The organism is Archaeoglobus sp. (genome assembly GCF_017656475.1).
Classification (GTDB): Archaea; Halobacteriota; Archaeoglobi; order Archaeoglobales; family Archaeoglobaceae; genus Archaeoglobus.
This window is the reverse complement of the sequence record NZ_JACDNT010000022.1, coordinates 1-20594: the sequence shown is the minus strand read 5'-3', so window position 1 is coordinate 20594 and position 20594 is coordinate 1. Positions and strand designations below refer to the sequence as shown.

At 46.0% G+C, this 20594-nt stretch carries 19 protein-coding genes, 1 tRNA gene and 1 pseudogene; 5 read left to right on the top strand and 16 right to left on the bottom strand.

Going from position 1 to position 20594, the window contains the following annotated elements:
* The first annotated feature begins 198 nt into the window (after nucleotides 1-198).
* Nucleotides 199-1249: pseudogene (locus H0Z19_RS07620) on the top strand (IS630 family transposase).
* A gap of 85 nt (nucleotides 1250-1334) precedes the next feature.
* Here H0Z19_RS07620 and H0Z19_RS07615 read toward each other — a convergent pair.
* From H0Z19_RS07615 to H0Z19_RS07565, 11 genes are all read right to left on the bottom strand, one after another.
* Nucleotides 1335-2705, bottom strand: coding sequence for a radical SAM protein (locus H0Z19_RS07615; RefSeq protein ID WP_290725400.1), 1371 nt, complete (start codon nucleotides 2703-2705; stop codon nucleotides 1335-1337).
* Nucleotides 2662-4092: a radical SAM protein gene (locus tag H0Z19_RS07610; protein WP_290725426.1), complete on the bottom strand. Its 1431-nt coding sequence runs from the start codon at nucleotides 4090-4092 to the stop codon at nucleotides 2662-2664. The genes H0Z19_RS07615 and H0Z19_RS07610 overlap by 44 nt, the downstream gene beginning before the upstream one ends.
* Nucleotides 4093-4377: 285 nt before the next feature.
* Nucleotides 4378-5115 (bottom strand): AAA family ATPase, encoded by a 738-nt coding sequence (locus tag H0Z19_RS07605; RefSeq protein WP_290725398.1) that lies wholly within the window; start codon nucleotides 5113-5115, stop codon nucleotides 4378-4380.
* The gene (locus tag H0Z19_RS07600; protein WP_290725396.1) at nucleotides 5112-5786 is read right to left on the bottom strand and encodes a hypothetical protein; all 675 of its coding nucleotides are present in this window, start codon (nucleotides 5784-5786) and stop codon (nucleotides 5112-5114) included. The genes H0Z19_RS07605 and H0Z19_RS07600 overlap by 4 nt, the downstream gene beginning before the upstream one ends.
* Nucleotides 5779-6525, bottom strand: coding sequence for an acyl-CoA dehydratase activase (locus tag H0Z19_RS07595; RefSeq protein WP_290725394.1), 747 nt, complete (start codon nucleotides 6523-6525; stop codon nucleotides 5779-5781). Before H0Z19_RS07595 ends, H0Z19_RS07600 begins: the two co-directional genes overlap by 8 nt.
* Nucleotides 6526-7314 carry an acyl-CoA dehydratase activase gene (locus H0Z19_RS07590; RefSeq protein ID WP_290725392.1) on the bottom strand — a complete coding sequence of 263 codons (789 nt, stop codon included), beginning with the start codon at nucleotides 7312-7314 and terminating at the stop codon, nucleotides 6526-6528. It abuts the gene before it with no gap.
* Nucleotides 7315-7318: 4 nt separating this feature from the next.
* Nucleotides 7319-8713: a 2-hydroxyacyl-CoA dehydratase family protein gene (locus tag H0Z19_RS07585; protein ID WP_290725390.1), complete on the bottom strand. Its 1395-nt coding sequence runs from the start codon at nucleotides 8711-8713 to the stop codon at nucleotides 7319-7321.
* A gap of 4 nt (nucleotides 8714-8717) precedes the next feature.
* On the bottom strand, nucleotides 8718-9830 hold the full coding sequence (locus H0Z19_RS07580; protein WP_290725388.1) for a 2-hydroxyacyl-CoA dehydratase family protein: 1113 nt from the start codon (nucleotides 9828-9830) through the stop codon (nucleotides 8718-8720).
* Entirely contained in the window at nucleotides 9827-11110 is a 1284-nt protein-coding gene (locus H0Z19_RS07575) for a hypothetical protein (protein ID WP_290725386.1), read from the bottom strand. Before H0Z19_RS07575 ends, H0Z19_RS07580 begins: the two co-directional genes overlap by 4 nt.
* A 9-nt stretch (nucleotides 11111-11119) precedes the next feature.
* The gene (locus H0Z19_RS07570) at nucleotides 11120-12373 is read right to left on the bottom strand and encodes an acyl-CoA dehydrogenase family protein (RefSeq protein ID WP_290725384.1); all 1254 of its coding nucleotides are present in this window, start codon (nucleotides 12371-12373) and stop codon (nucleotides 11120-11122) included.
* A gap of 4 nt (nucleotides 12374-12377) precedes the next feature.
* Complete coding sequence (locus tag H0Z19_RS07565) at nucleotides 12378-13523, bottom strand: acyl-CoA dehydrogenase family protein (RefSeq protein ID WP_290725382.1); 1146 nt, start codon at nucleotides 13521-13523, stop codon at nucleotides 12378-12380.
* A 128-nt stretch (nucleotides 13524-13651) separates the two neighbouring features.
* Here H0Z19_RS07565 and H0Z19_RS07560 point away from each other — a divergent pair, with 128 nt between their 5' ends.
* Nucleotides 13652-14248, top strand: a complete 597-nt coding sequence (locus tag H0Z19_RS07560) for a hypothetical protein (protein ID WP_290725381.1) — start codon at nucleotides 13652-13654, stop codon at nucleotides 14246-14248.
* Between the two features lie 168 nt (nucleotides 14249-14416).
* Here the strand turns inward: H0Z19_RS07560 and H0Z19_RS07555 are convergent, their stop codons facing one another.
* The 3 genes from H0Z19_RS07555 to H0Z19_RS07545 all read right to left on the bottom strand — a co-directional run bounded on the left by H0Z19_RS07555 (nucleotide 14417) and on the right by H0Z19_RS07545 (nucleotide 15563).
* Nucleotides 14417-14626, bottom strand: a complete 210-nt coding sequence (locus H0Z19_RS07555) for a hypothetical protein (protein ID WP_290725380.1) — start codon at nucleotides 14624-14626, stop codon at nucleotides 14417-14419.
* A gap of 366 nt (nucleotides 14627-14992) precedes the next feature.
* Entirely contained in the window at nucleotides 14993-15403 is a 411-nt protein-coding gene (locus H0Z19_RS07550; RefSeq protein ID WP_290725379.1) for a type II toxin-antitoxin system VapC family toxin, read from the bottom strand.
* Nucleotides 15393-15563, bottom strand: a complete 171-nt coding sequence (locus H0Z19_RS07545) for a hypothetical protein (RefSeq protein WP_290725378.1) — start codon at nucleotides 15561-15563, stop codon at nucleotides 15393-15395. Before H0Z19_RS07545 ends, H0Z19_RS07550 begins: the two co-directional genes overlap by 11 nt.
* Nucleotides 15564-15752: 189 nt before the next feature.
* Between H0Z19_RS07545 and rqcH the strand changes: the two genes are divergently transcribed.
* On the top strand, nucleotides 15753-17627 hold the full coding sequence (rqcH, locus tag H0Z19_RS07540) for a ribosome rescue protein RqcH (protein ID WP_290725376.1): 1875 nt from the start codon (nucleotides 15753-15755) through the stop codon (nucleotides 17625-17627).
* The gene (locus H0Z19_RS07535) at nucleotides 17624-18580 is read left to right on the top strand and encodes an NOL1/NOP2/sun family putative RNA methylase (RefSeq protein ID WP_290725375.1); all 957 of its coding nucleotides are present in this window, start codon (nucleotides 17624-17626) and stop codon (nucleotides 18578-18580) included. Before rqcH ends, H0Z19_RS07535 begins: the two co-directional genes overlap by 4 nt.
* A 1-nt stretch (nucleotide 18581) precedes the next feature.
* On the opposite strand, the gene H0Z19_RS07530 is transcribed toward H0Z19_RS07535, so the two are convergent.
* Nucleotides 18582-19763, bottom strand: a complete 1182-nt coding sequence (locus H0Z19_RS07530; protein ID WP_290725374.1) for a tripartite tricarboxylate transporter permease — start codon at nucleotides 19761-19763, stop codon at nucleotides 18582-18584.
* 95 nt (nucleotides 19764-19858) lie between these two features.
* On the opposite strand from H0Z19_RS07530, the gene H0Z19_RS07525 reads away from it, so the two are divergent.
* A tRNA-Gly gene (locus H0Z19_RS07525) sits at nucleotides 19859-19929 on the top strand.
* 335 nt (nucleotides 19930-20264) lie between these two features.
* Here the strand turns inward: H0Z19_RS07525 and H0Z19_RS07520 are convergent.
* Entirely contained in the window at nucleotides 20265-20486 is a 222-nt protein-coding gene (locus H0Z19_RS07520; RefSeq protein WP_290725372.1) for a hypothetical protein, read from the bottom strand.
* Nucleotides 20487-20594: the final 108 nt, after the last annotated feature.

The window sequence follows — 20594 nt, the reverse complement described above, 5'->3', positions numbered from 1 at the left end:
AACCGCCATACTGGTCACGGACTTCTCCAAACGAACCAAACGTCGCCCTTACAAGGCGGAGATCGCCGGTTCGAATCCGAGGACACAAGAACAGTTCCTGAGTTCGGAAGATAAAGGATTATTGAAACTGAGTTAGAAATTCTAACCTGGTTTACCTCAGATGTATAGTATTAGACAAAACATTTTTAACCAATGAAATTGGGAAGAAAACCCGAAAAAGAAGTTGTTAGATGGCTAACCATGGAAGAGCTAAACGAAGAAATTCGAAAGAGAAAAATCTGCTCTGAAGTCCTGAAAAAACTTTTCTTCATAAAAGAGCTATACAAAGGAGCTACAGTTCCTGAGGCAGCGAAAGAAGTCGGAGTGAGCAAGGTTATAGGCTACGTATGGCTTGAAAGGTGGAACGAGAAGGGTCTGGAAGGTTTAAAACCAAATTACGGAGGAGGTAGGCCTTCTGAGTTAAGCGATGAGCAGAAAGAGGAGCTGAAGGCTATTCTGAAGGAGAGGGATGACTGGACAACGAAGGAGGTGAGAGAGTTCATCAAGGAGAGGTTTGGAGTGGAGTACAGCTTAAGGCACGTAAGCAGAATACTAAGATCTTTCGGAATGAAATATGCCAAACCCTATCCAAAGGATTGCAGAAGGCCTGAAAATGCAGAGGAGGGGTTTAAAACGCACATCGCTGAGCGATGGCGCGCCGTGCTACGCACGTACGAAACTTGAAGAAATTGAGTTGGAAAATTGCATCATAGGATTTCTGGATGAAACCTCTCCGCAACTTACTTCAAACACTCAAAGGCTTTGGTCCTTCAATAAACCATCTGTGAAGAAGAACACGACAAAGATGAAAGTCAATACTTTCGGTTTCTATGCGATAAATGGGGAGAGCGTTGTTGATTTCAAAGAGAATTCCAAAAAAGAATCCGTATGTGAATTTCTGGAGGAGATAAGGAATAGGGATCCCCATAAAACCATAGTCATCGTCCTGGACAACTTCAGATCGCATCATGCTAAAAAACAAGGAGGAAAGCAGAGGAACTGAATATTTCTCTTGTTTACCTTCCCCCTTACTCTCCCGATCTGAATCCGATTGAGCAGATCTGGAGAGCAATAAAGAGGGTGATCTCCCCCCTTCTCATAAAGACGTTTTGAGGAGCTTAAGGAAGTGATTTCGGATAGCTTTTACAAGTTAACTCAGAGAATTAGCTTCACAGAAAAGTGGATGAGAAAGTTCTCGGATTTTGGTTAATTTGGTTATGCCAGATACTATAATTTACCGGTAAATTGGTGTCTAAGTTGCCCCCGCATTTTACAAAGCCTTAATGTAAAATATATCATTCTTCTCCTCTCATGGCCCTCTTCAAAATTTCAAACACAACTTTCAAACGCCCCTTTCTGATTTCTTTCCATATAAAACTCGGTCGGATGTAGAAGCGGAGATAGCAATGTTTCAGAAGCTTTGAAATCTCCTCAGAAGTCATATATAAGTTTTTCAAAACAGGCTTACCGGCGGTGTAATCGTCAAAGTTTTCAGTGAGAATGAGTCCTTTTTCCTTCGCCTCTTCATAAATTTCTGTTCCCGGATACGGCGTAAGGATTGAGAACTGTGCATAATCAGGGTTGAGCTTAATAGCCAACTTTAGAGTCTCTTTTACGTCCTTTTTCGTTTCATGCGGAGCACCGATGATGAAAGAGCAAACTGTCTCAATTCCCACCTTTTTCGTAATCTCAATCGCCCTTTTAACAGCATCGAGCTTTATCCTTTTCCTGTAGTATTTGTTCAGAATTTCTTTATTTGCAGATTCAACACCGTAGTATATTACCGAACATCCCGCTTCTCTCATTTTGCGGAGCATTTCTTCGTTTATTGTGTCAACTCTTGATGAGCAGCTCCATTCAACATCAAGTCCCCTCTTCTTTATCTCATCACAGATCTCAAAAACTCTTTTTCTGTTTAATGTGAAGGTGTCATCCCCAAACGCGATGTGCTTCGCCCCGAAATTCTCGGCGAGCCACTCCATTTCATCCACGACGTTTTTTGCACTCCTTGCCCTGAATCTTCTCCCGAGAAAGAGCGAGGAGCTGCAGTACCTGCAGGCGAAAGGGCAGCCCCGGGAGGTTATCATGGGGAACTGCTCAAGTTTTTGGCCCAGGAGAGAGTACTTTTCGAGTGGCATTAAGTCAAAAGCGGGAAAAGGGAGGGAATCAAGGTCCTCGATGAATCCTCTCGGACCGTTATCTACAATCTTTCCTTTATCTCTGTAAATCACCCCTTCAACGCCATTCAGGCTTTTCCCGGCCTCAACTCTCTCCGCAACTTCAGCAATTGTTTCCTCTCCCTCCCCCATGCAGACCGCATCGACAAAGTCGTGTCTGAGTGCATCAAAAGGGCGGAAGGTTACGTGGACTCCCCCCATTATAACGAATGCACCGAGCTTCTCCTTTATCATTTTGGCATACCTTAGAGCAGAGTTGAACGTTGCCGTTGTAGAGGTTATCCCCACAATCTCGGAGTTCTTCAACCTCTCCACAAGCTTCTCGAAACTCAGCTTCTCCACGAGGTCGTCAATGATTTGAACCCTGAATCCCTTCTCCCTCAAAGCTGCCGCAAGGTAACCCAGGCCGAGAGGAGGTGTGGAAATCCCCAGCCTCTTGACCACTTCAACAGCAGCGTTTGGATTTACCAGAGATATAGTATAGCTCATACTCCTTTACCCTTTCCCACCACTTCCTGTTGTTCACACACCCCGGATCAGGCTTCAGGTAGTCGCCGAAGTAGTTGTAGGCTCTCGCCCTGCAACCGCCGCAAACATACCTGTAACTACAGCTCCCACAACCTTCAAGCAAGTCCTTGTCTCTCAAATCCTCAAAGACGTGGTTGTGCAACCATAACTCCTCCAGATCATCCTCTCTCACATTCCCCACTTTAAGCGGGAAAAACACACACGGCTGAATGTCCCCATTCGCCTTTATGGCGAAGTAAAACCTTCCCGCCCCACAACCGCCAATGAACTCCGCCAGTTCCCTCAGCCTCTCTCCGGCATTGACGTTGTAGAAGTGGGTTGGTACAATCTCTCCCTGACACTGCAGCGCAACTCTGGCAAACTGAGGAGCGGTTGAGAGGAGAGAGATGTTTGAGGAGTAGTTTTTCTTGTACAGCCACTTCAGCAGTTCCTCCCTCTGCTCTGGTGCTATGTCCGACTCAACTATCTCTCTGCCCCTCCCTGTAGGAATGAAGTTGTAGTGCATGAACCAGTTAACACCAAGTTTTTCGCATAACTCGACGACTGCCGGGACATCCTCATAGTTGAATTTCGTAACCGTCATCGATACGTTGACAAACAGCCCCGCCTTTACCGCATTCTTTATCCCCTCAACGGTTCTGTCAAAGCACCCTTTTATCCCCCTGAAGGCCTCATGCGTTTCCTTTACTCCGTCAAGACTTATCTGCACGTATCCCACACCATTCTCCTTCATCTCTTTGGCCTTTTCTTCGGTAATTAGAGTTCCGTTGGTCGCTACCGCAACGTAGATTCCTTTTTCAGCGGCATAACTTGTAAGCTCGAAGATGTCCTTCCTGACCAGAGGCTCACCACCTGAGAATGCAATTATCGTCACGCCCAGCCTGTCGAGCCTGTTTATGAGGTCGAGAGCTTCATCGGTGGTGAGCTCATCATGCAAAGCTTTCCCTGCCGTTGCGTAGCAGTGCTTGCATCGGAGGTTGCATGCGTAGGTCACATCCCACACAACCTGGAATGGGGCACCCGGAACGAACGGTTTTCTCACGCCAAAATGGGCAATCCCTTTTATAACACTTGCCAGTCCCTTTCTCCAGTAAGCATCTTTGAACTTCTCCCTGAGTTCATCCATCGTGACATTGAATGCTTCTGCTCCCCTGTCGAGAACAGCTCCGACAAACTTGGCTGCTGCCCTGCACTTCCAGCAGGCATCACTCCGATAACCAAGAGCCAATTCCAGAGCAACCTCGAGCCTCGACTTCTTGCAGGTTGAGCAGTATGCAGTTAAGCCCTGAAGGGTTTTTCTCGTTACTATGTTATTCGTGAAGTGTGTGAAAAGGGAAAGTTTATCCATCACGGTTGCTCACCTCACAATATTCACTCCATCATAATGATACATTCAATTTTACTTAACTTTTTGGTTTAATTTTTAAATCAACAAATGAGTTTAGATGTATTGGTGAAATTGTATCAGAAACCGAATTGTAAATTTTATTGCAAACATAGCATCTTAACTTTGCAGCGCTCCTGTCAAGCTCAAACGGCATATTTATACTCCACGATATCGCCACTTTAGAGCGGTTAACTCTCAACTTGAGGTGGGGAGAAACGAATACAGGATTGCAGGGGAGACCATACTTCAAATCAACTCATCTAAACACCCAACAATACCCCTAACGCTCTTTAAAGCGGCACACTCAGGAAGCTCCAAAAAAGACTTCCCCTCAACGTCAAATTTTGAAATCATCTCATCTTCAGGAACAACATGGATAAAATCAAATCCTTTGCTTCTCGCCTCCACCTCAACCTCAGCCCCTGTCTTTACTCTGTTAACTATTAAACCCGCCCTCTTGAACCCTGTAGCCTTCTTTGCAACCTTTAATATCTGCTCGGCCACCTGAAACCCCTTCTTGGACATGTCTGTTACGACGAGAAGTGAGTCAACGCTCCTCATTACCCTGCGGTTTATCTGCTCAATCCCCGCCTCTCCATCAATAATTGTGTAGTCAAAGGACTTGGATAGAATCTCAATCGCCTCTCGCAGCATGGTATTGAGCTGGCAGTAGCATCCCTCCTCCTCAGGTCTTCCAACGGCAAGTAAGGCAAATCCACTCCCCTCAACTAGTACCTCAAAAATCTTGTAGTCCACAGATGCTGCAATCTCCACTTTGTCGTATTTCTGCCTCAGCAACTCGATAATCTCCTCTCTCACGTCATTGAGTGTCTTCTTGACTTTAACCCCTAGAGACATCGCCAGCCCACCAGCAGGATCAGCATCCACGGCCAGAATTTTATGGTTCTCTGAGAGCAATTTTACGAGCATCGCAGAGATTGAAGTCTTTCCTACACCACCTTTCCCGACAACTGCGATTCTCATCCTTTATCCCTCTTTTTTCTCATTCTCTCCCTTATCCTTCTGAGTTCAGGAATCTCGCTGCACACATCGCTGTAATTGCATTCATCGCAGTTCAAAACCTTCTCCTCATGCATTTTTATCAGCGCTTCCACAATCTTCTTTCCCTTCGAAAACTGCTCTTTCAACACTTCAATCTCCTCTTTAGAGGTGAGAAATATGACGTCGGTAGCCCTTACAAAATCGAGGGAGTTCATGGACTCAATGATCGCCCTGCCAAAAACTCCGAGGTTGAAACCCTCTCTATCCGCATTAACCCCAACCCTCAACCAGACCCTCATATGACTTGGCAGACTCCTGATTGTAACGCCTCTGAGATTCAGACTGTAAAATGCATCTCTCATAGCCCTGAAACACTCGTAGGCATCATCAACTTCAGCTTCGGAGATGACGATGACAGCCAGCTGCTCTCTCCCATTTTTCTTTGGCAGATAAATCCTGTTCTCAGCCTCTCCCCACATTAGAAGCAATGCTGAACTCTGCTTACCAAGCTCGTAGGCAAGCTCCCCTCTCAAAATTACATCCTTCCCTCTATCCCACCCTGGAAATTCCTGACAATCTCTTATATCAACCAACCCCTCTTCAACTTTTCCATTCACAAACCGTCGAATCTCGGAAACAAGCTCTTCAAACATCTCCAAATTCCTCTTCCGCAACTATCGCAGCCCCTATGGATGCAGCAAGCTGAGGATGTGGGAATTCCACATACTCCCCGCCAATAGCCTCCGCAATTCTCTCGGTTATGCTTTTGAACTTTGCCACGCCACCTGTAATTGTGTATCTTCCTCCAATGCCAAACCTGTTAGCCTGAGCGACTGCGAGCTTGGCAATTGAGTCGCAAACTGCAGCAATAATGTTTTCCTTGCTTTCACCCTCATTTACATAGGAAACCACCTCGCTTTCTGCGAAAACCGCACATTGCGAGGTTGTTGAAAGCTTTCTGTCAGCTTTTGATGCAGCTTCATCAATTTCTTCAACCGCAATTCCGAGTGCGGAGCTCATCACCTCCAAAAACCTTCCGCTCCCGCTCGCACACTTGTCATTTCTCATGAAATCTATAACGTTGCCATCCTTATCAACCGATATCGCCGTGATGCTCTGCCCGCCTATGTCCAGAACGAAGTCCGCATCAACAATATCTCTCGCAGCAATCGCGAGGCATACAACATCATCTTCCTTCACTTCCGCAAAATCTACAAGTCCAGCACCGCTACCCGTTGAGCAGCAGTGTTCAAAATCCCCAATTTTTCCTCTCAAGTTCTTCAAAACCGACTCCATATCTCCTCTCGTCTCCTCTATGGCTGCTGAAACCACCTTTCCATCCCAAAGAACCGCCTTGGTGAACCTCATCCCAACGTCAACGCCGAGAAACATTCATTCACCCCCGTACTTCTCCATTGCAAAAATCGCCGCTCCAAGAGCTCCCACAATCTGCGGATCGACGCCAAGATCAACGAATTTTACTCCCAGAATCTTCTCAAGCTCATGCTTTACCCCTCTGTTCTTTGCCACACCTCCAGTCAGCGTAACCTCTCTCTCCACTCCAACTCGCCTTGCAAGGTAGTATATCCTCTCCGCCATTGACCTGTTCACTCCCGCGGCGATATCCTCTTTGGGAAATTTGCGCTGCATGTAGTGCAAGACTTCTGTTTCAGCATATATGCTGCATCTCGCGGTTATTGCGACTGGATTTGAAGCTTTGAATGTCATCTCTCCAAGTTCATCCAGAGTCAGACCGAGGGCTCTTGCCTGTATTTCAAGAAACCTACCCGTTCCAGCCGCGCATTTGTCGTTCATCACGAAATTAGCTAAATTGCCATTCCCATCAATTCTGATGACCTTCGCATCCTGTCCGCCGATGTCAATTATCGTTCTTATCGCTGGATTCAGCCAGAATGCTCCTCTGCCGTGGCAGCTTATCTCACTCACGTGCTCTTTAGCAAATCCGTCTTCAACCAGCTTCTCTCTGCCATAACCTGTTGAGAATATCACTACATCATCCGGACTCACTCCAACCTCTTCAAGAAGCTCTCCCATGACTTTCTTGGCAGATTCAACAGGATTTGGCAGAACTCTGATGTTTCTGTACCCGGTTATTCTGCCATCTTCAAGCAAAACTGCCTGTGCTGTTAAAGAACCAACGTCGGTTCCACCGAAAAGCAACAAATCACCTCCTGCTTCCCCTCCTTCTTCTCCTTTTCTTGGCAACAACATTCTGAACGAAGTCGAGAATCATCTCCTGAAGGACGCTTACAGATGTTATTCTTCGGTTCCATGCATCCCCATCAAGCTTCAGGACAGGAATTCCCTTACTGCTCATGCCATCGCGAAGTATCCTGAAAACAGCTTGGGACTGCTTGCATGCATGATGACCGCAGTAAATCGCACAGTTTGCGTTCAGATCTTCTGCCAGATAGATGAAGTCCTCAGTCCACCTCAACCCCATGTTTTCAGCGCCCATCTGCCTTGTCATCTGGTAGTCCCAAGAAGTTTTGATGATTGCTTCAAGTGCATCTTCTTTCGTGAAAACCTCGTAAATTTGAGGAAATCCGCCTGAATTCAAAATGTCGGTAAGATAAGTTATCCCGTTATCCTCCATCCATAGCCAGAGGTCGTAGAGGTCTATGTAATAGCCTGTATAAACCCACAAACTCCTCGCAATTTCCCTCTCAGCAGGATACTCTCCCCTCTTCAATCTCTTCTCTGCCACCTCAAGGAGCTTTTCGAACATAGAAACTGCTTCGTCTCTTCCCCACATGGTAAAGCGGGTTCCACAGCTAAGCATGGTGAACATGTTGGGAACCGGGCATGGGGAGTGTTTTTTGAGTTCGTGAAGCTCCCAGTAGAGCTCCGTGCAGGTGTTACCGTTTTCTATCACCTTAACAATTCTGTCTTCATCTATCTCTTCTCCCACAAATTCTTCAATCTCTCTAACCATGTTCAGGAAGAGCTTTCTGTAGAGTTCGTAGTCGAAAACGCCGTCCCCCATCTTATCCAGCATGAATTCTGGGACGTTGAGCGTTTCAGCCACAAACTCGTGAATTTTCGAGTTGGCGTCACACGCTCCAGGGCAGGCTGATATCATTGCATCAGGGGCTATTTCTAAACCCTTCATAGCGGTAAGCATTGAGCCAAGAGCAGTAGTGTTTGAAGAGCATACGTAGTCAGGGATTCCGAGAGACATTGCATAGTCCCAGTACGGTTCTCCTTCTCCTTCAAGTGCAAGGGCGCCCATCGTGCTCATCATTTCGGTCGTCAGAGGGACAGCGTTCTCAAATGCATGAATGAGTTCCGGTGGAAAGTTGAATGGTATCAGTATAACCTTCTTACCTTTCTCCTTAGCCTTCACCGCCTCGTTCACGTGCTTTGAAAGTACATTCTTCAGAAAATACAGACCAGCATCACCATGCCTCTTGTCGAGAAAAGAGAGAATCGTATGACCCTGTATTTCTCCAGTCAACCTTGCAAGTCCCTCAAGTTCACTTTTGCTGTATTTTCCAATTTTTTCGATGGTTCTTAAAATTTCAGAACCTCTTTTGACCAACCCCGGAATTTCATTCATAATATCACCTTTTCAACCTCTCAAGGAAAGCCTGAACTCTCGTCTTTATCCTGCCAATGTCGGCTGTAGAGGCATACTCCTTCTCAAGAACCAGAACCGGTATGCCATCCTTTTCAAGATCCATTCTCAGCTTCGCATTTTCAATGCCAAACAGATCACAGAACTTGTTGTGCTGCAAAATCACACCATCTACCTCAGCCTCTACGGCCATGCTTTTAATGAAGTTCTTCCTGAAAGCGTACTCTCCAAACATTCTTGCGCAGATCTTCAGGTTGTTGAGGTATTTAGCTGCCAGAAAATCGTAAATTTCACTTCCATCATACTCAGCCATGTTCCAGAAGCTCCCTCCTCCAAAGCAAGTTGTTTCGGCCACGATCAATGCACCCATCTCTTCTATCTTCCTTATGAGCTCAATCTCATCAAGAGGACTGCCAGCGAGCAGAACCTTAGCTCTAAAATCCACTTTCTTTTTCTCAGCCATTGCAGATTCAAGCAGTTGCAGAAACACCTCCGATGGCAAAGACTCTCTCGCCACAACAACAGCTATCGCATCACTCCCGTAAAATCTCGGCTTCTTGAACCTCAGCCTGTAGAACTCCCTCATTTTCTCGTTTATTTCATCCTGAACTTTTGCATACCTCACAATTTCGTCTTCGGTAATTTCAACACCAAATCTGTTCTCAAAAGCCTCCTTCAACCTTTTAATTTCATTTGAGAAGAATTCAAGCGTGTCTCCGTTAACGAGGTGGGGAACTTTGAAGTAATGCATGAACTCTGGATTTTTCGCATGCTGAACTTCATCAAAGGTGCCCATCCAGTGGTCACATCCTCTCACTCTCACAAGACCGTCGAGGAAGTCGTAGCTGCCATTAAGAACCAATTCGAGACAGCTTCTGCATAAGCTGCAGTTGTACCTCGAAAGGTATGAGTCCGCTGTAGAAGTATCTGCGTTTCCAGCCCCTCTCAATCTGAATGGCAAGATTCTGACGGCCTCAGCCACTTCCTTCGGCATGGCTATGCAGGCATGGCCTACAACCGCATTTCCCTCTGACCTCCACTTTTCCACGTATTCGTTCTCAAGAGTTGATGCTATTTCATGAATTTTCGATAAACTCATTCTCCACCTCCTTTGTTGATCTTAACAATACCGGCAAGGGACTGGACAAGTGGTGTTACTGCTGCTGTGAGAAGTTCGGGATTTGAGAGCAAAACTTCAACAAAAGACTTTGTCAAGTTGTTGATTAACTTTTCAACCTCTTTGCTGTCTGCAGAAGCGATTGCCGTATTGATTGCTCCCGAAATTACCTCAGGATTTCTCTCTACAACCTCGTTGAAGGTTTTTGCAGCAGCAGTGATAACATCTCCCAGCTTTTCAGCATCTATTTCCTTTATGATCGCCGTTAAAATTTGCGATGTCAGTTCAGCTGGTAGCTCTTCGAATTTTGACAGGAATCTGCTTAGCATCTCGACAAGGACGTTAATTGTGACAGGAATTAAAGAAGTCAAGGACATCAAAGCAACAGGATTCCGCCAGAGTGCATTGACAAAGGCCTCATTCACATCTCCTGCATCATCCAGAACGGCAAGAATGGCTTTTTTCAGCCCCTCAACATCTACGTTGTTAAGAAGTTTCTCGATTAAATTCTCAGTAACCTCCTTGAATTTTCTTTCGCCCCTTCCCAGTATGTAGTTGCCCTCGTGCAACCTGTTTACGAATTTCGCCAGATTCTCGACCAGCTTTGCCAGATCCTCAACATTCAGACTCTCCAGCGTTTTAAAGGTTGCACTTGCGAGAAGCTCAGCCGGCATCTCTGCTCTCTGCAAAGCGTCATTTGCAATGGCGATGCTTGCGTTGGCCACCGCAGGCACTGAAGCCATCAGATTTGCAACCTTAATCGGATTGCTGACAATTTTCTCGTTCAGAATCTCAAAAACATCCTGTGAGCAATAAGCGGAATCTTCAACAAACTTCCTCAGCTTACCAAAGTCCAGTGTTTCGAGAAACTCCCCTAATTTCTCACCGGTTACCTCAGCAAATAGCGTTGGATGGTCTTTTCTCAGCCTCTCCATTCCATCAAAGAATTCGTTCAGCGTTTCCGCAGCATATTTCGCATCAAAATCGCCTGCAACTCCTTTAAACATCCCCACGAGAGCGTCACTTGTGAATTTGCTCGAATATGCATTGAACCTCCTCATTACTCCAAAGAGCGTATTTGCGGTTCTCGGCATAAGGCTGAAAACAGTTGCTGTAAATTCTATATCCTTATCCAGTATCTCTCTAACCTCACTTTCCACAACGGCTGGATTAAAGAACTCATTTGCGGACTTTCTGAGAAGCTCTTTGTAGAATGGAGATTCCGCAAGAATTTTGAAAATTCCAAAGCTCATATCGCCCATAATACCACCTCAAAGCTGCTTGCAATCATAAAAATGCCTTGCAACATCCATCTGACAGAGCTGCCTTCCCCCCATCCAGAGCTGGACCATTTTGACGTCCCTCCAGTGCTTCTCCACGTCGAAGCTTCTGTCTATTCCATAATGAGAGAGTAAATCCACCGCTTTCCTTGCAACATCACAGCAGGCATCGCAAACCTTCAGCTTCAAAGCCCTGCCTCTCGCAACCATTTCGGCAGAGTATCTTTCACCGTAGATATCCGGTCGGTCGAGCATTCTGGCGTAGGTGTAAACCGCTGCCCTGCTCACCTCAATCTCGGCAGCTATGTCTGCGAGAACTGCTGCGACAGCGGTGTTCTCCTTTAGAGGTTTTCCCCGGTATCTAAGCTCACCACACTTCTCGTAAAGAATCTCGTATATGTTCTCCATCGCACCTAGAGTCATCGCCGCACTCCCTAGACAACCCGTGGCGATTATTTCCCTGAAGTATTTGGCATCAAGACCTTCTCCCCACGCTCTGTAATGCTTCGGCACCCTAACGTTGTCGAACCATATGTCGGAGTTCTTGTCAGCCGCCATCCCTGCCTTGCGATACGGCTCTCCCTGCTTTACTCCCGGCAAATTGGCAGGGATGTATATGTAGGCAAAATACTTCTCATCAGCTTCTCCGGGCTTTGTCGTGCAAACAACACCGAACAGATCCGCCATTCCTCCCGTGTTGGTGGGCCAGAGCTTGTGCCCGTTGATAACCCACTCATCACCATCAAGAACTGCAGTCGTTCTGATGGTCTTTCCCCTCAACTCGTCCAGATTTTCGATGTCCGATCCGCCCTGCGGTTCTGTCATGGCGTTTGCAGCTATCGTCAGCTTTTTCCTGGCAAAAAGCTCGGAAAATTCGGCACATAGGTCATAGTTAATGTGAGGCTTTACAGTTATCATGAAAAGCGGCCAGAAGGTTACACCAACCGAAACAGCAATGCCAGTGTCGTATCTTCCAATTTCCTCCATCAACCTCGCAGTTATGGAGCCGAAGTAGTCGGAATTGCCAATTCCCCACCCACCAAACTCCCCGGGAAAAACGCCCATCTGAAAGCCATAACCAACCATCAGTTTCTCAAGAGCTGGCTCAACGTAGCGGTGCTCCTTCCAGTCCTCGTCAAACTCTCTTCTGTATGGCAGAACGTACTTTTCTCCCCAATCCTTTATCATCTCTGCAAGGTACCTCTCAAGGGGAGACTCAAACTCTCGAATTCTTGCAAACTCCAAAATATCACCTCTCCCACAGCTTACTGGCGAAAAATCTTTCAGAGAGCTCAAGCAAAGAGTGCTGCTGGTTCAACAATGCCGCAATGCTCTTAGCATCTCTCCACTGCTTCTCCAGCAACCCCTCCCTCGCGTATCCCTGAGATGCCATGAGTTCCATCGCTCTATCAGCGACATTGAAGGCAGCTCCTGAGCATTTCAAAGCCGTAATTGCTGATAGCGTGTGTATCTCATCATCGCTCCTGTCCTCAAGCATCGACTTCGCCAGAAACTGAGCAGCCATGCTCGCTTCAATCGCCTCTTTCGCCACCTCTCCGAGCACCTCAGCATCAACAGTATTATCTTTAAGCGGTTTCCCCCTTATGAACCTCTTCTCAGCCCAATCGCCAACGATTCTGCACGAATCAACCGCAGAACCAACGCACAGCGAGGAAAGGCAGAGATTAAGGTATATTTCCAGCCTTTTCCAGGCATCACCCTTTATTATTCTGCTCTTCTCAACTTCAGCCTTTATTCTTACATCGCAGTTTCTGCTCGCATTTAGCCCTGCAGTCTTTACGATTTCTCCTCTCTCCACCTCTTCTCCGTCAAGAACGGCAAGAGAGACTCCATCATAGTTGCAGAATACTACAAAGAGGTCAGCATCGAAGCCAGAGTTGAGAGGTCTGCCGTAAAATTTAATCCTGATTTTATTACCTTTTTCAACCGCTTTGGCAAGTTCAAAACCTCTGAAATCGTCGTTTCCGAACTGCGGCGGCACAATGGACACTCTGCAGAAACCGCTGGAGAGCTTATCAACCATAAAGTCGAAAACCTCACTACCAATTGCTGAAGCAGAGGAGGCTACGAGAGCAGAAAGGACAAAACCTATTCCGGCATCAGCCTTTCCTATTTCCGAAAAGCTGTGGTATAAAATCGGCGGAAGCTCTTCAAAGCTCAATCCCGCCCCTCCGGCAGACTCTGGAACCAGAAGCTTCTGCATGCCGATGTCAACAAACAGCTTTTTCATCGCTCTCTCTGCCATCTCAAAATTGTCGTCAATCTCATGACGGTAAGGCATGACTTCCTTCTCAGCCCATTCCTTGATGCTCTTGGTAATCATCTCGGCAGTATCGCTCTTAAGTTCAGCAAGTGGATTGATTGTTGTTCTCATCACTCACTCATACTATCAACAGAGATAAAATCATTATGGGATAACCATGATAATATTTAATTGTTCCATGCACACAATAGCCCCGATCATGCACAAAACTTTTTAAAATTTCATGATTATTACCAATCATGAAAAGAAGACTGCACACAACGATCAGCGAGGAGGCGAGCAGGATAATCGAGAAATACCTTGCGGAATATGGAAGAGTGAACAACGTAATCGAAGAGGCTCTGGCTGTTTTCGACAGATACAAGAGAGGTATAAATGAGAGGTCCTGCAATCTTACCGAAATAATGGATGAGGCAAATCTTGTTGCTTTCAACGCTAAAACGATTGAACTTGTAGTTTCCGGAGAAATTGAAAAAGCCCTTTGCGATAATGAGCTTGAAATACTGATCAGGAGACAGTACAACAAACCCATCTCCGAGATATCTCTTTCAGAAGCTATTGAAGGTGTTAAGGAGTGCTTGATCACAACGAGAAAAGCCACAAAGGTGAACCTTAAACGAGATGATGCTGGATACTATCTTCTGGTTACATCTAATCTTGGTCAGAACACTGACTTGATATTATGTGAGGCTTTAAGAAGATTTTTTGAGCTAAATTACAGCGTCAAGGTAACATTTGAAGTCTTTCCACAGGGTTACAGCCTTTTTATCAGGGAGAAAAAGCCCAAATCCGGGATTTTAGAGAATGCAGGAGTTAAGGCTACTCCAAAACTCTGAACTCTAATCAATCTTTCAAGACTCTGGCAAAGAACTTTCCCTGCTCTCCTTTAATTTCTCGGTATTCGTAGTTGAGTAATCCGGAGTTTTGGAGAGGAGCTAATCCTTCTCCAGTTGGTGTCTTGAAGACCACCCTGAAATAGCCTGTTGAGGTGTAGTACTCGAAACTCAGCTTGTCATCGTGATAGAGGTAGGCGTGCGTAACTTTATTGTAAACAGTTTGTCTGCGGGCACGCCGAAAGACTTGGCTATTCCAAACACTTCGTCCGGTTTCTGGTAAAGTTCGTAGCTGTACACTTTGATCTTCTCCGGCACTTTCAGGTTCTTAGCATTTTCATCAAGCTCAATTTCGAACGGGAAGGGATTTCTATCCTTCACCTCTATTACACTTCCATTTGGAAGGTTGTAGTAAACACCGGTCTCAGTGTCACAGTTCTCTCTGGGTCAGTGAGGTTGAACCGTTCGGCAGAATCCCATATGGGGAAAAGGCTGTGAAGGGTCAGAGTAACTAATGCGGCAACCACGATCGTCACGACGATGCGCTTTTGCATGCTTTCACCTTGTTTTTCTTCATCAGTCCGAAAATTAAAGCGTTACAGTCACTGTAACAAATCAAATTTTGGAGTTCTCTCAGAATTTCAAGCTTAGGCTTAATGACCATTGCTGTCACTATTACCATCCAACATAAATTAATTACTGATAACACACTACAATATTTTGAAGCTCATCTCGCCGTGGAATACATCACCTTACAAGTATGACATCATTAACCTTCTCAGCAAGCTCTACATCAGCAGTGACTAGCTTAGCACCGTATTTCTCAGATGTGGCTACGAAAAGAGCGTCGTAAGCTGTGATTCTCTTTTCGATGGCAATTTTGAATGCATAATCGTAAAGCTCGGCAGATCTTACGACCTGACAGACAGACGTTACGAATTCGATGCATTTGTCCAGAGCGTTCTCCACAATTTCAACTTTCTCTCCCCCAAACACAACTTTCTTCCATGCGACGTTTGTGAGTTCAGCTATTGCGAGGTCGATAGTGTAGAGGGTCTTGGATTCCTCTATTATCTTTTCCGCTTTGGAAACCACCTCATCCTCCCTGAAAAAGACTGCCGCAATGACGTTGGAGTCAAGAACAACCTTATCTGGCATTTCGATCCTCTCTTATCATCTCAGAAATCCTCGAACTTTTCATCATTTTTCTCAACTCCCTCGCTTCTGCAATCAGTCTCTTTTTTGCCTCCTCACGAACTCTTTCGATAATCATCTTTCTTATCTCCTCCTGCCAGTTCACTTCTTTCATTTTCTCCATCGCTTCTCGGACTTCCTTTGGTATTCGTACACTATATGTTGTTGTAGACATACAATGTAAACATAGTCGAAAGAGTATATATTGTTTGCTGAGGGTATTTTCGATACAACCTTTGCGTACAACAGTAAAGAATCTTGGGATTTAACTTAACCGGACAACCTTATTTAAATCAAAACCCATACTGTGTTCGTGAAACAGCTAAGCTCATTCGACATCAAGGCATGCGTTGCGGAACTCAAGGAACTCGAAGGGGGAAAGGTCGAGAAGGTTTACCACCACCCGCCAGACGAGATAAGGATAAGGATTTACGCTGGCAGGAAGGTTGATCTGGTAATTGAGGCGGGAAGGAGGATTCACCTCACCAAGTTTCCCAAGCAGGCTCCGAGATTTCCGTCGGCCTTTGCAATGCTGCTGAGGAAGCACCTCGAAGGTGCGAGGGTGAGGAAAATAGAGCAGTACGACTTTGACAGAGTTGTGGTTATCGAGTTCGAGCGTTTTGGAGAGGCAAGAAGGCTCGTGGCCGAACTTTTCTCGAAGGGAAACGTTGTGCTGCTGAATGAAGAGAACAGAGTCATCATGCCATTAAAACACACGTTGAAGGTTGGGGAGGTTTACAAATTCCCGGAAAGAAAGGAGAAGAGGGATGAGGATAGGGAAGTGGTCAGAGTTCTCGCAATGTCCGGGCTTGGTGGGCTTTACGCGGAGGAAGTTTGCCTTAGAGCTGGAATTGACAAGAAAAAGAAGTACTCGGAGCTGAGCGAGGAGGAAAGGAAGAAGATTGATGAAGAAATTGAGAAGCTGATGAATTTCTCACCCAGGCCACAGATTATCATAAAGGATGGCGACTACCTCGACGTTGTCCCGATGGATTTGTTTTACTACTCGAAATATGAGAGGAAGTACTTCGAATCTTTCAACGAAGCTCTGGATGACTACTTCTCGAAGAAGCTTGCAGAGATTGACGAGCTTGAGTCGATGAAGAGCGAGGAGCTTGAGAAGCTGAAGAAAAGGCTTCAGATACAGGAGGAGAGCTTGAAAAGGTTCGAGGAAGAGACTGAGAAGTTTAAAAGGATTGGAAATGCTATCTACGAGAACTATCAGATGGTGGAAAAAATTATCGAGGCTTTCAGGGCTGCGAGGGAGAGAAGGAGCTGGGATGAGATCAAGCAGATTGTTTCAAAGGATGAGAAACTGAAAAAGATTGTCAAAGCCGTTAAACCTGAGAAAAACGCCATCGTGGTGAAGATAGGCGATTTTGAGGCGGAGCTTGAGATAAAGAAGAGCATTCACGAGAACGCAGACATTTACTACGAGAGGGCGAAGAAGGCGAGAGAGAAAGCAGAAGGTGTGAAGAAGGCAATTGAGGCAACTTTGAGGGAGATGGAGAAGGTTGAAGAGAAACTTGAGAAGAAGCTTGTGACGAGCATAAAGGTGAGGAGGAAGAGGGAGTGGTACGAGAACTACAGGTGGTTTTTCACCAATGAGGGTTTTCTGGTTATTGGAGGAAGGACTGCGGAGATGAATGAAGAGATAGTGTCGAAGCATCTGGAGAGCAGGGATTTGTTCTTCCACACTCAAACTCCCGGTGCTCCTGCTGTTATACTGAAGAGGGGGCAGGAGGCGGGAGAGGTTAGCATAAGGGAGGCTGCGGAGTTTGCCGCAACTTACTCGGCCTTGTGGAAGGAGGGGAAGCACGCTGGGGAGGTTTACTATGTTTTGCCGGACCAGGTTTCAAAGGCTGCAAAGCCGGGAGAGTACCTGCCCAAGGGGAGCTTCTACATAACGGGTAAAAGAACCTACCTAACGGTGGAGCTGAACTGCGCGGTAGGAGTTGATGTTGAGGGCTTGAGGGTGATTGGAGGGCCCGTCTCTGCTGTGAAGAAGCAGGCGAACTACTACGTTGAGCTTGAGATTGGGGGCAAAGACCACAACGAGCTTGGTGTCGAGATTGCCAAGAAGCTCGTCGAGATGGCAGGAGAGGACAAGCACATCGTGAGGGCTATAGCAACGCCTGACGAGATAATGAAGTTCTTGCCTCCAGGCAGGGCGAGGATAAAAGAATGAGGGTTCTTGATTTTCCTTCATCGAAAAAAGCAAGAAAGCTTGCCCGAAAATACGGATACGACGAGTTCATCGTTAGGAGGTGGATTCGCCTCTTTGGAGAGGAGGAAGCGGAGGGCATAATCAAAGCGTTTGAGGAGGGAATTCCGAAGTACATCCGCGTCAACACTTTAAAGACGGAGGAAGCGAGCCTGATAAAGAGGCTCGAAGAGAGGGGGTTTGGAGTAAGGGAAACTGAGGTTCCATATTGCCTGGAAGTCCTCGAGGAACCATACTCCGTTGGAGCGACACCCGAATACCTGATGGGCTACTACTATGTTATGGACAAAAGCTCCTGCATCCCCCCTCTTGCTCTTGATCCTAAACCGGGAGAGGTTGTTGTAGATCTTGCAGCATCCCCGGGAGGAAAAACGACCTTTTTATCGATGCTGATGGAGAACAGGGGTGTTGTGATTGCAATTGAGCCGCAGAAGGAGAGGCTGCAACCATTGATAGACAACATAAACAGAATGGGGGCGATGAACGTTGCTGTGCTTAACATAGATGGCAGGAGAATTCGTGAGGTGGGGATAAAGGCTGACAGAGTTTTGCTGGACGCTCCGTGCACGGGGGAGGGGATAATACACAAGGATCCGTCGAGAAAGACTGACAGGGGGAGAGATGACATCTTGTTCTGCTCCTCTCTCCAGAGGGATTTAATTCTGGCCGCCTTTGACTGTCTCAAGGAGGGAGGTGTGCTGGTTTACTCCACCTGCTCCCTCACGCCTGAAGAGAACGAGTTTGTTGTGGACTTTCTGCTGGAAGAAAGGAACGGGAGTGTTGAAGAAATTGAGTGGGGGGATGAGGCGTTATTTTTGCCCGATTTAAAGCATGCTGAAGTCAGAAAGGCGGGGCGGTTTTACCCCCACAAGCATCGCTGCTCGGGGTTTTTTGTGGTTAAGATCAGGAAAAAGTAGATCAGAGGTAGTGAAGCAGTACAAGAATAATCAGGCACCCCATGCAGTTAGCCCTTCTGACACCAAGAAGTGGAGCAGACATGCCGATTATGGATGAGACGAAGAGCACAATGATCCCCATGAATCCGGTAAGGGTATGGGTTAAGGCTACCAGAAAGATGAGCACAGCTATGGACAGTTTCGAGAACTGCAGCCTTGAAAGGTATGAGAAGGCAACTCTCGATGCGGCAAGGGTGAGAAGCAAGGCAATTGAAGCGGATGCTATCGCTAAGATAATAACCTCGATCGGAGATGGGTAATCGCCCAACTGCCTTAACGCCTCTGCAGCGCCGCTCCTCGCCCTGGATGCAGTGATTAGCATAAAGAAGCAGAGTACAGCGTTGGAGGAATTTGCCGCACTCACTGCAGCCACGTATCCTTCCCTATCCCTTATTCCAACTGTCGCCAGAACGGTTGCAACACCGCTGCTCACTCCTGGAAAGAGGGAAACCAGAAAACCCGCCAGAGTTCCGGCAGAGACTGCATTGCTATCGGGTCTCCTCCACTTCACAATTTGGGGTGGAATTCTGCCAGCAGTCGTTTGGATCAGTATGGGAACACCAAAAAGGCCCGTCAGCAGAGGTAAAAGTATAGAGCCTGCAGGATTTTCCACATATCCCGAAACCTGGAACGCAACGATGCCAGCAAAACCAGAAACGGAGAAAACCAGAAAGGCATAAAGCCTCTTGCGCCATCCGGAATACCTTCCACCATACTCATCCCCTCTCTCAGTAAGAATCAGAAAGGCTGAAATCGCAATTAAAGCTACAGGCGTAAAGCTTCTAACTGTAGAGGAGTTAACACTTAAGAACCAAACAGCAGGATAGAGGAGAAAGCTGATAACAACAGCAAGAAAAGAGCTGATAGCTGAAATTGTCACAGCCTCGAAGCCCCTACCCTCCAGAACCAATTCGTTTGCAGGGTGGACAGCAATCGCAGTTTCTTCATCGGGAACTCCAAGCAACACAGTGGGAAGAATGTTGGCAATAGTATATGCAATGGATGAAGAAATGATTATTACACCGGGATTGCTGAATTTCGAGGAGTAAATGAGTGTTAAGGACGCAAAGGTATTGCTGTGGATTCCTGGCGTTAAACCAGCGATGAATCCGAGAATTGTGCCAAGCAAAACATCAATGAGCACAGCAGCTATCGTTTTTGAGTAAAATAAATTTGTGGTGTGATGCCACATATTATAATTCGAAACGTTTATTTGCTTAGCTGAGAATGAGCATACAAGCGGTCGTAGTCTAGCGGCAGGACACGGGCCTCCCGAGCCCGTTGCCCGGGTTCGAATCCCGGCGGCCGCATACCGTCAGCTCTTAAAATCAGATCTTCAATCTTTTCTTCTAGAAAAGAGCTAATATCTATCCCAAACTGCTTAGCTTTCTGTAGAAGATTTTTATCCACTCGAACTAATACATAAGAGTTGTCCAACTCATTTTCACCTATTGAAATTAGGAACTTATTCTTATCAACCTCGTAAATCTTAGCTTCTTTCCCAATCATTTCGGAAAAACTCTTTAGGAAATCTAACTATTGGGTGTTCGAATCCTTTTTTAGCTTTCTTCTTACCAACAACTGACTTATCAACTAATTCATTTTTCAATCACCTCTTTTTTAACTTTCTGTTTAGCTTTTTCGATTAAATTCTTAATTTCGTGTTTAATCTTAACCCTGTCATAGTAATGTCAGGGAACAAAGAAACAAACATTTCTTTTATTATCTTTGCTAGTTCTTCAGTTTGAAGATCAAACTTAACTTGACCAATAGAAGCGGTGTTTTCTTTAGACTTCTCTAGTATTTCCAGATTTCTTTTCATTATCGCTATGAACTTCCCAAATTCTTTTTCAATAAATTCACTCATAGAGGCAATTTTTTTCTTTCTTCTATTTCACGTTCAAGAAATTCTTGTAATTCTTTTAGGGTCCTTACCAAATCACATCTCAGCCAACCTCTGCAGTACCCTCTTTTC

Coding starts and splice junctions, on each gene's coding strand:
- H0Z19_RS07520 (WP_290725372.1), bottom strand. CDS start 20,486: ATGAGTGAATTTATTGAAAAAGAATTTGGGAAGTTCATAGCGATAATG.
- H0Z19_RS07580 (WP_290725388.1), bottom strand. CDS start 9,830: ATGAGTTTATCGAAAATTCATGAAATAGCATCAACTCTTGAGAACGAA.
- H0Z19_RS07595 (WP_290725394.1), bottom strand. CDS start 6,525: ATGTTTCTCGGCGTTGACGTTGGGATGAGGTTCACCAAGGCGGTTCTT.
- H0Z19_RS07535 (WP_290725375.1), top strand. CDS start 17,624: ATGAGGGTTCTTGATTTTCCTTCATCGAAAAAAGCAAGAAAGCTTGCC.
- H0Z19_RS07575 (WP_290725386.1), bottom strand. CDS start 11,110: ATGGGCGATATGAGCTTTGGAATTTTCAAAATTCTTGCGGAATCTCCA.
- H0Z19_RS07560 (WP_290725381.1), top strand. CDS start 13,652: ATGAAAAGAAGACTGCACACAACGATCAGCGAGGAGGCGAGCAGGATA.
- H0Z19_RS07615 (WP_290725400.1), bottom strand. CDS start 2,705: ATGAGCTATACTATATCTCTGGTAAATCCAAACGCTGCTGTTGAAGTG.
- H0Z19_RS07565 (WP_290725382.1), bottom strand. CDS start 13,523: ATGAGAACAACAATCAATCCACTTGCTGAACTTAAGAGCGATACTGCC.
- H0Z19_RS07610 (WP_290725426.1), bottom strand. CDS start 4,092: ATGGATAAACTTTCCCTTTTCACACACTTCACGAATAACATAGTAACG.
- H0Z19_RS07600 (WP_290725396.1), bottom strand. CDS start 5,786: ATGTTTGAAGAGCTTGTTTCCGAGATTCGACGGTTTGTGAATGGAAAA.
- H0Z19_RS07545 (WP_290725378.1), bottom strand. CDS start 15,563: ATGGAGAAAATGAAAGAAGTGAACTGGCAGGAGGAGATAAGAAAGATG.
- H0Z19_RS07605 (WP_290725398.1), bottom strand. CDS start 5,115: ATGAGAATCGCAGTTGTCGGGAAAGGTGGTGTAGGAAAGACTTCAATC.
- H0Z19_RS07585 (WP_290725390.1), bottom strand. CDS start 8,713: ATGAATGAAATTCCGGGGTTGGTCAAAAGAGGTTCTGAAATTTTAAGA.
- H0Z19_RS07550 (WP_290725379.1), bottom strand. CDS start 15,403: ATGCCAGATAAGGTTGTTCTTGACTCCAACGTCATTGCGGCAGTCTTT.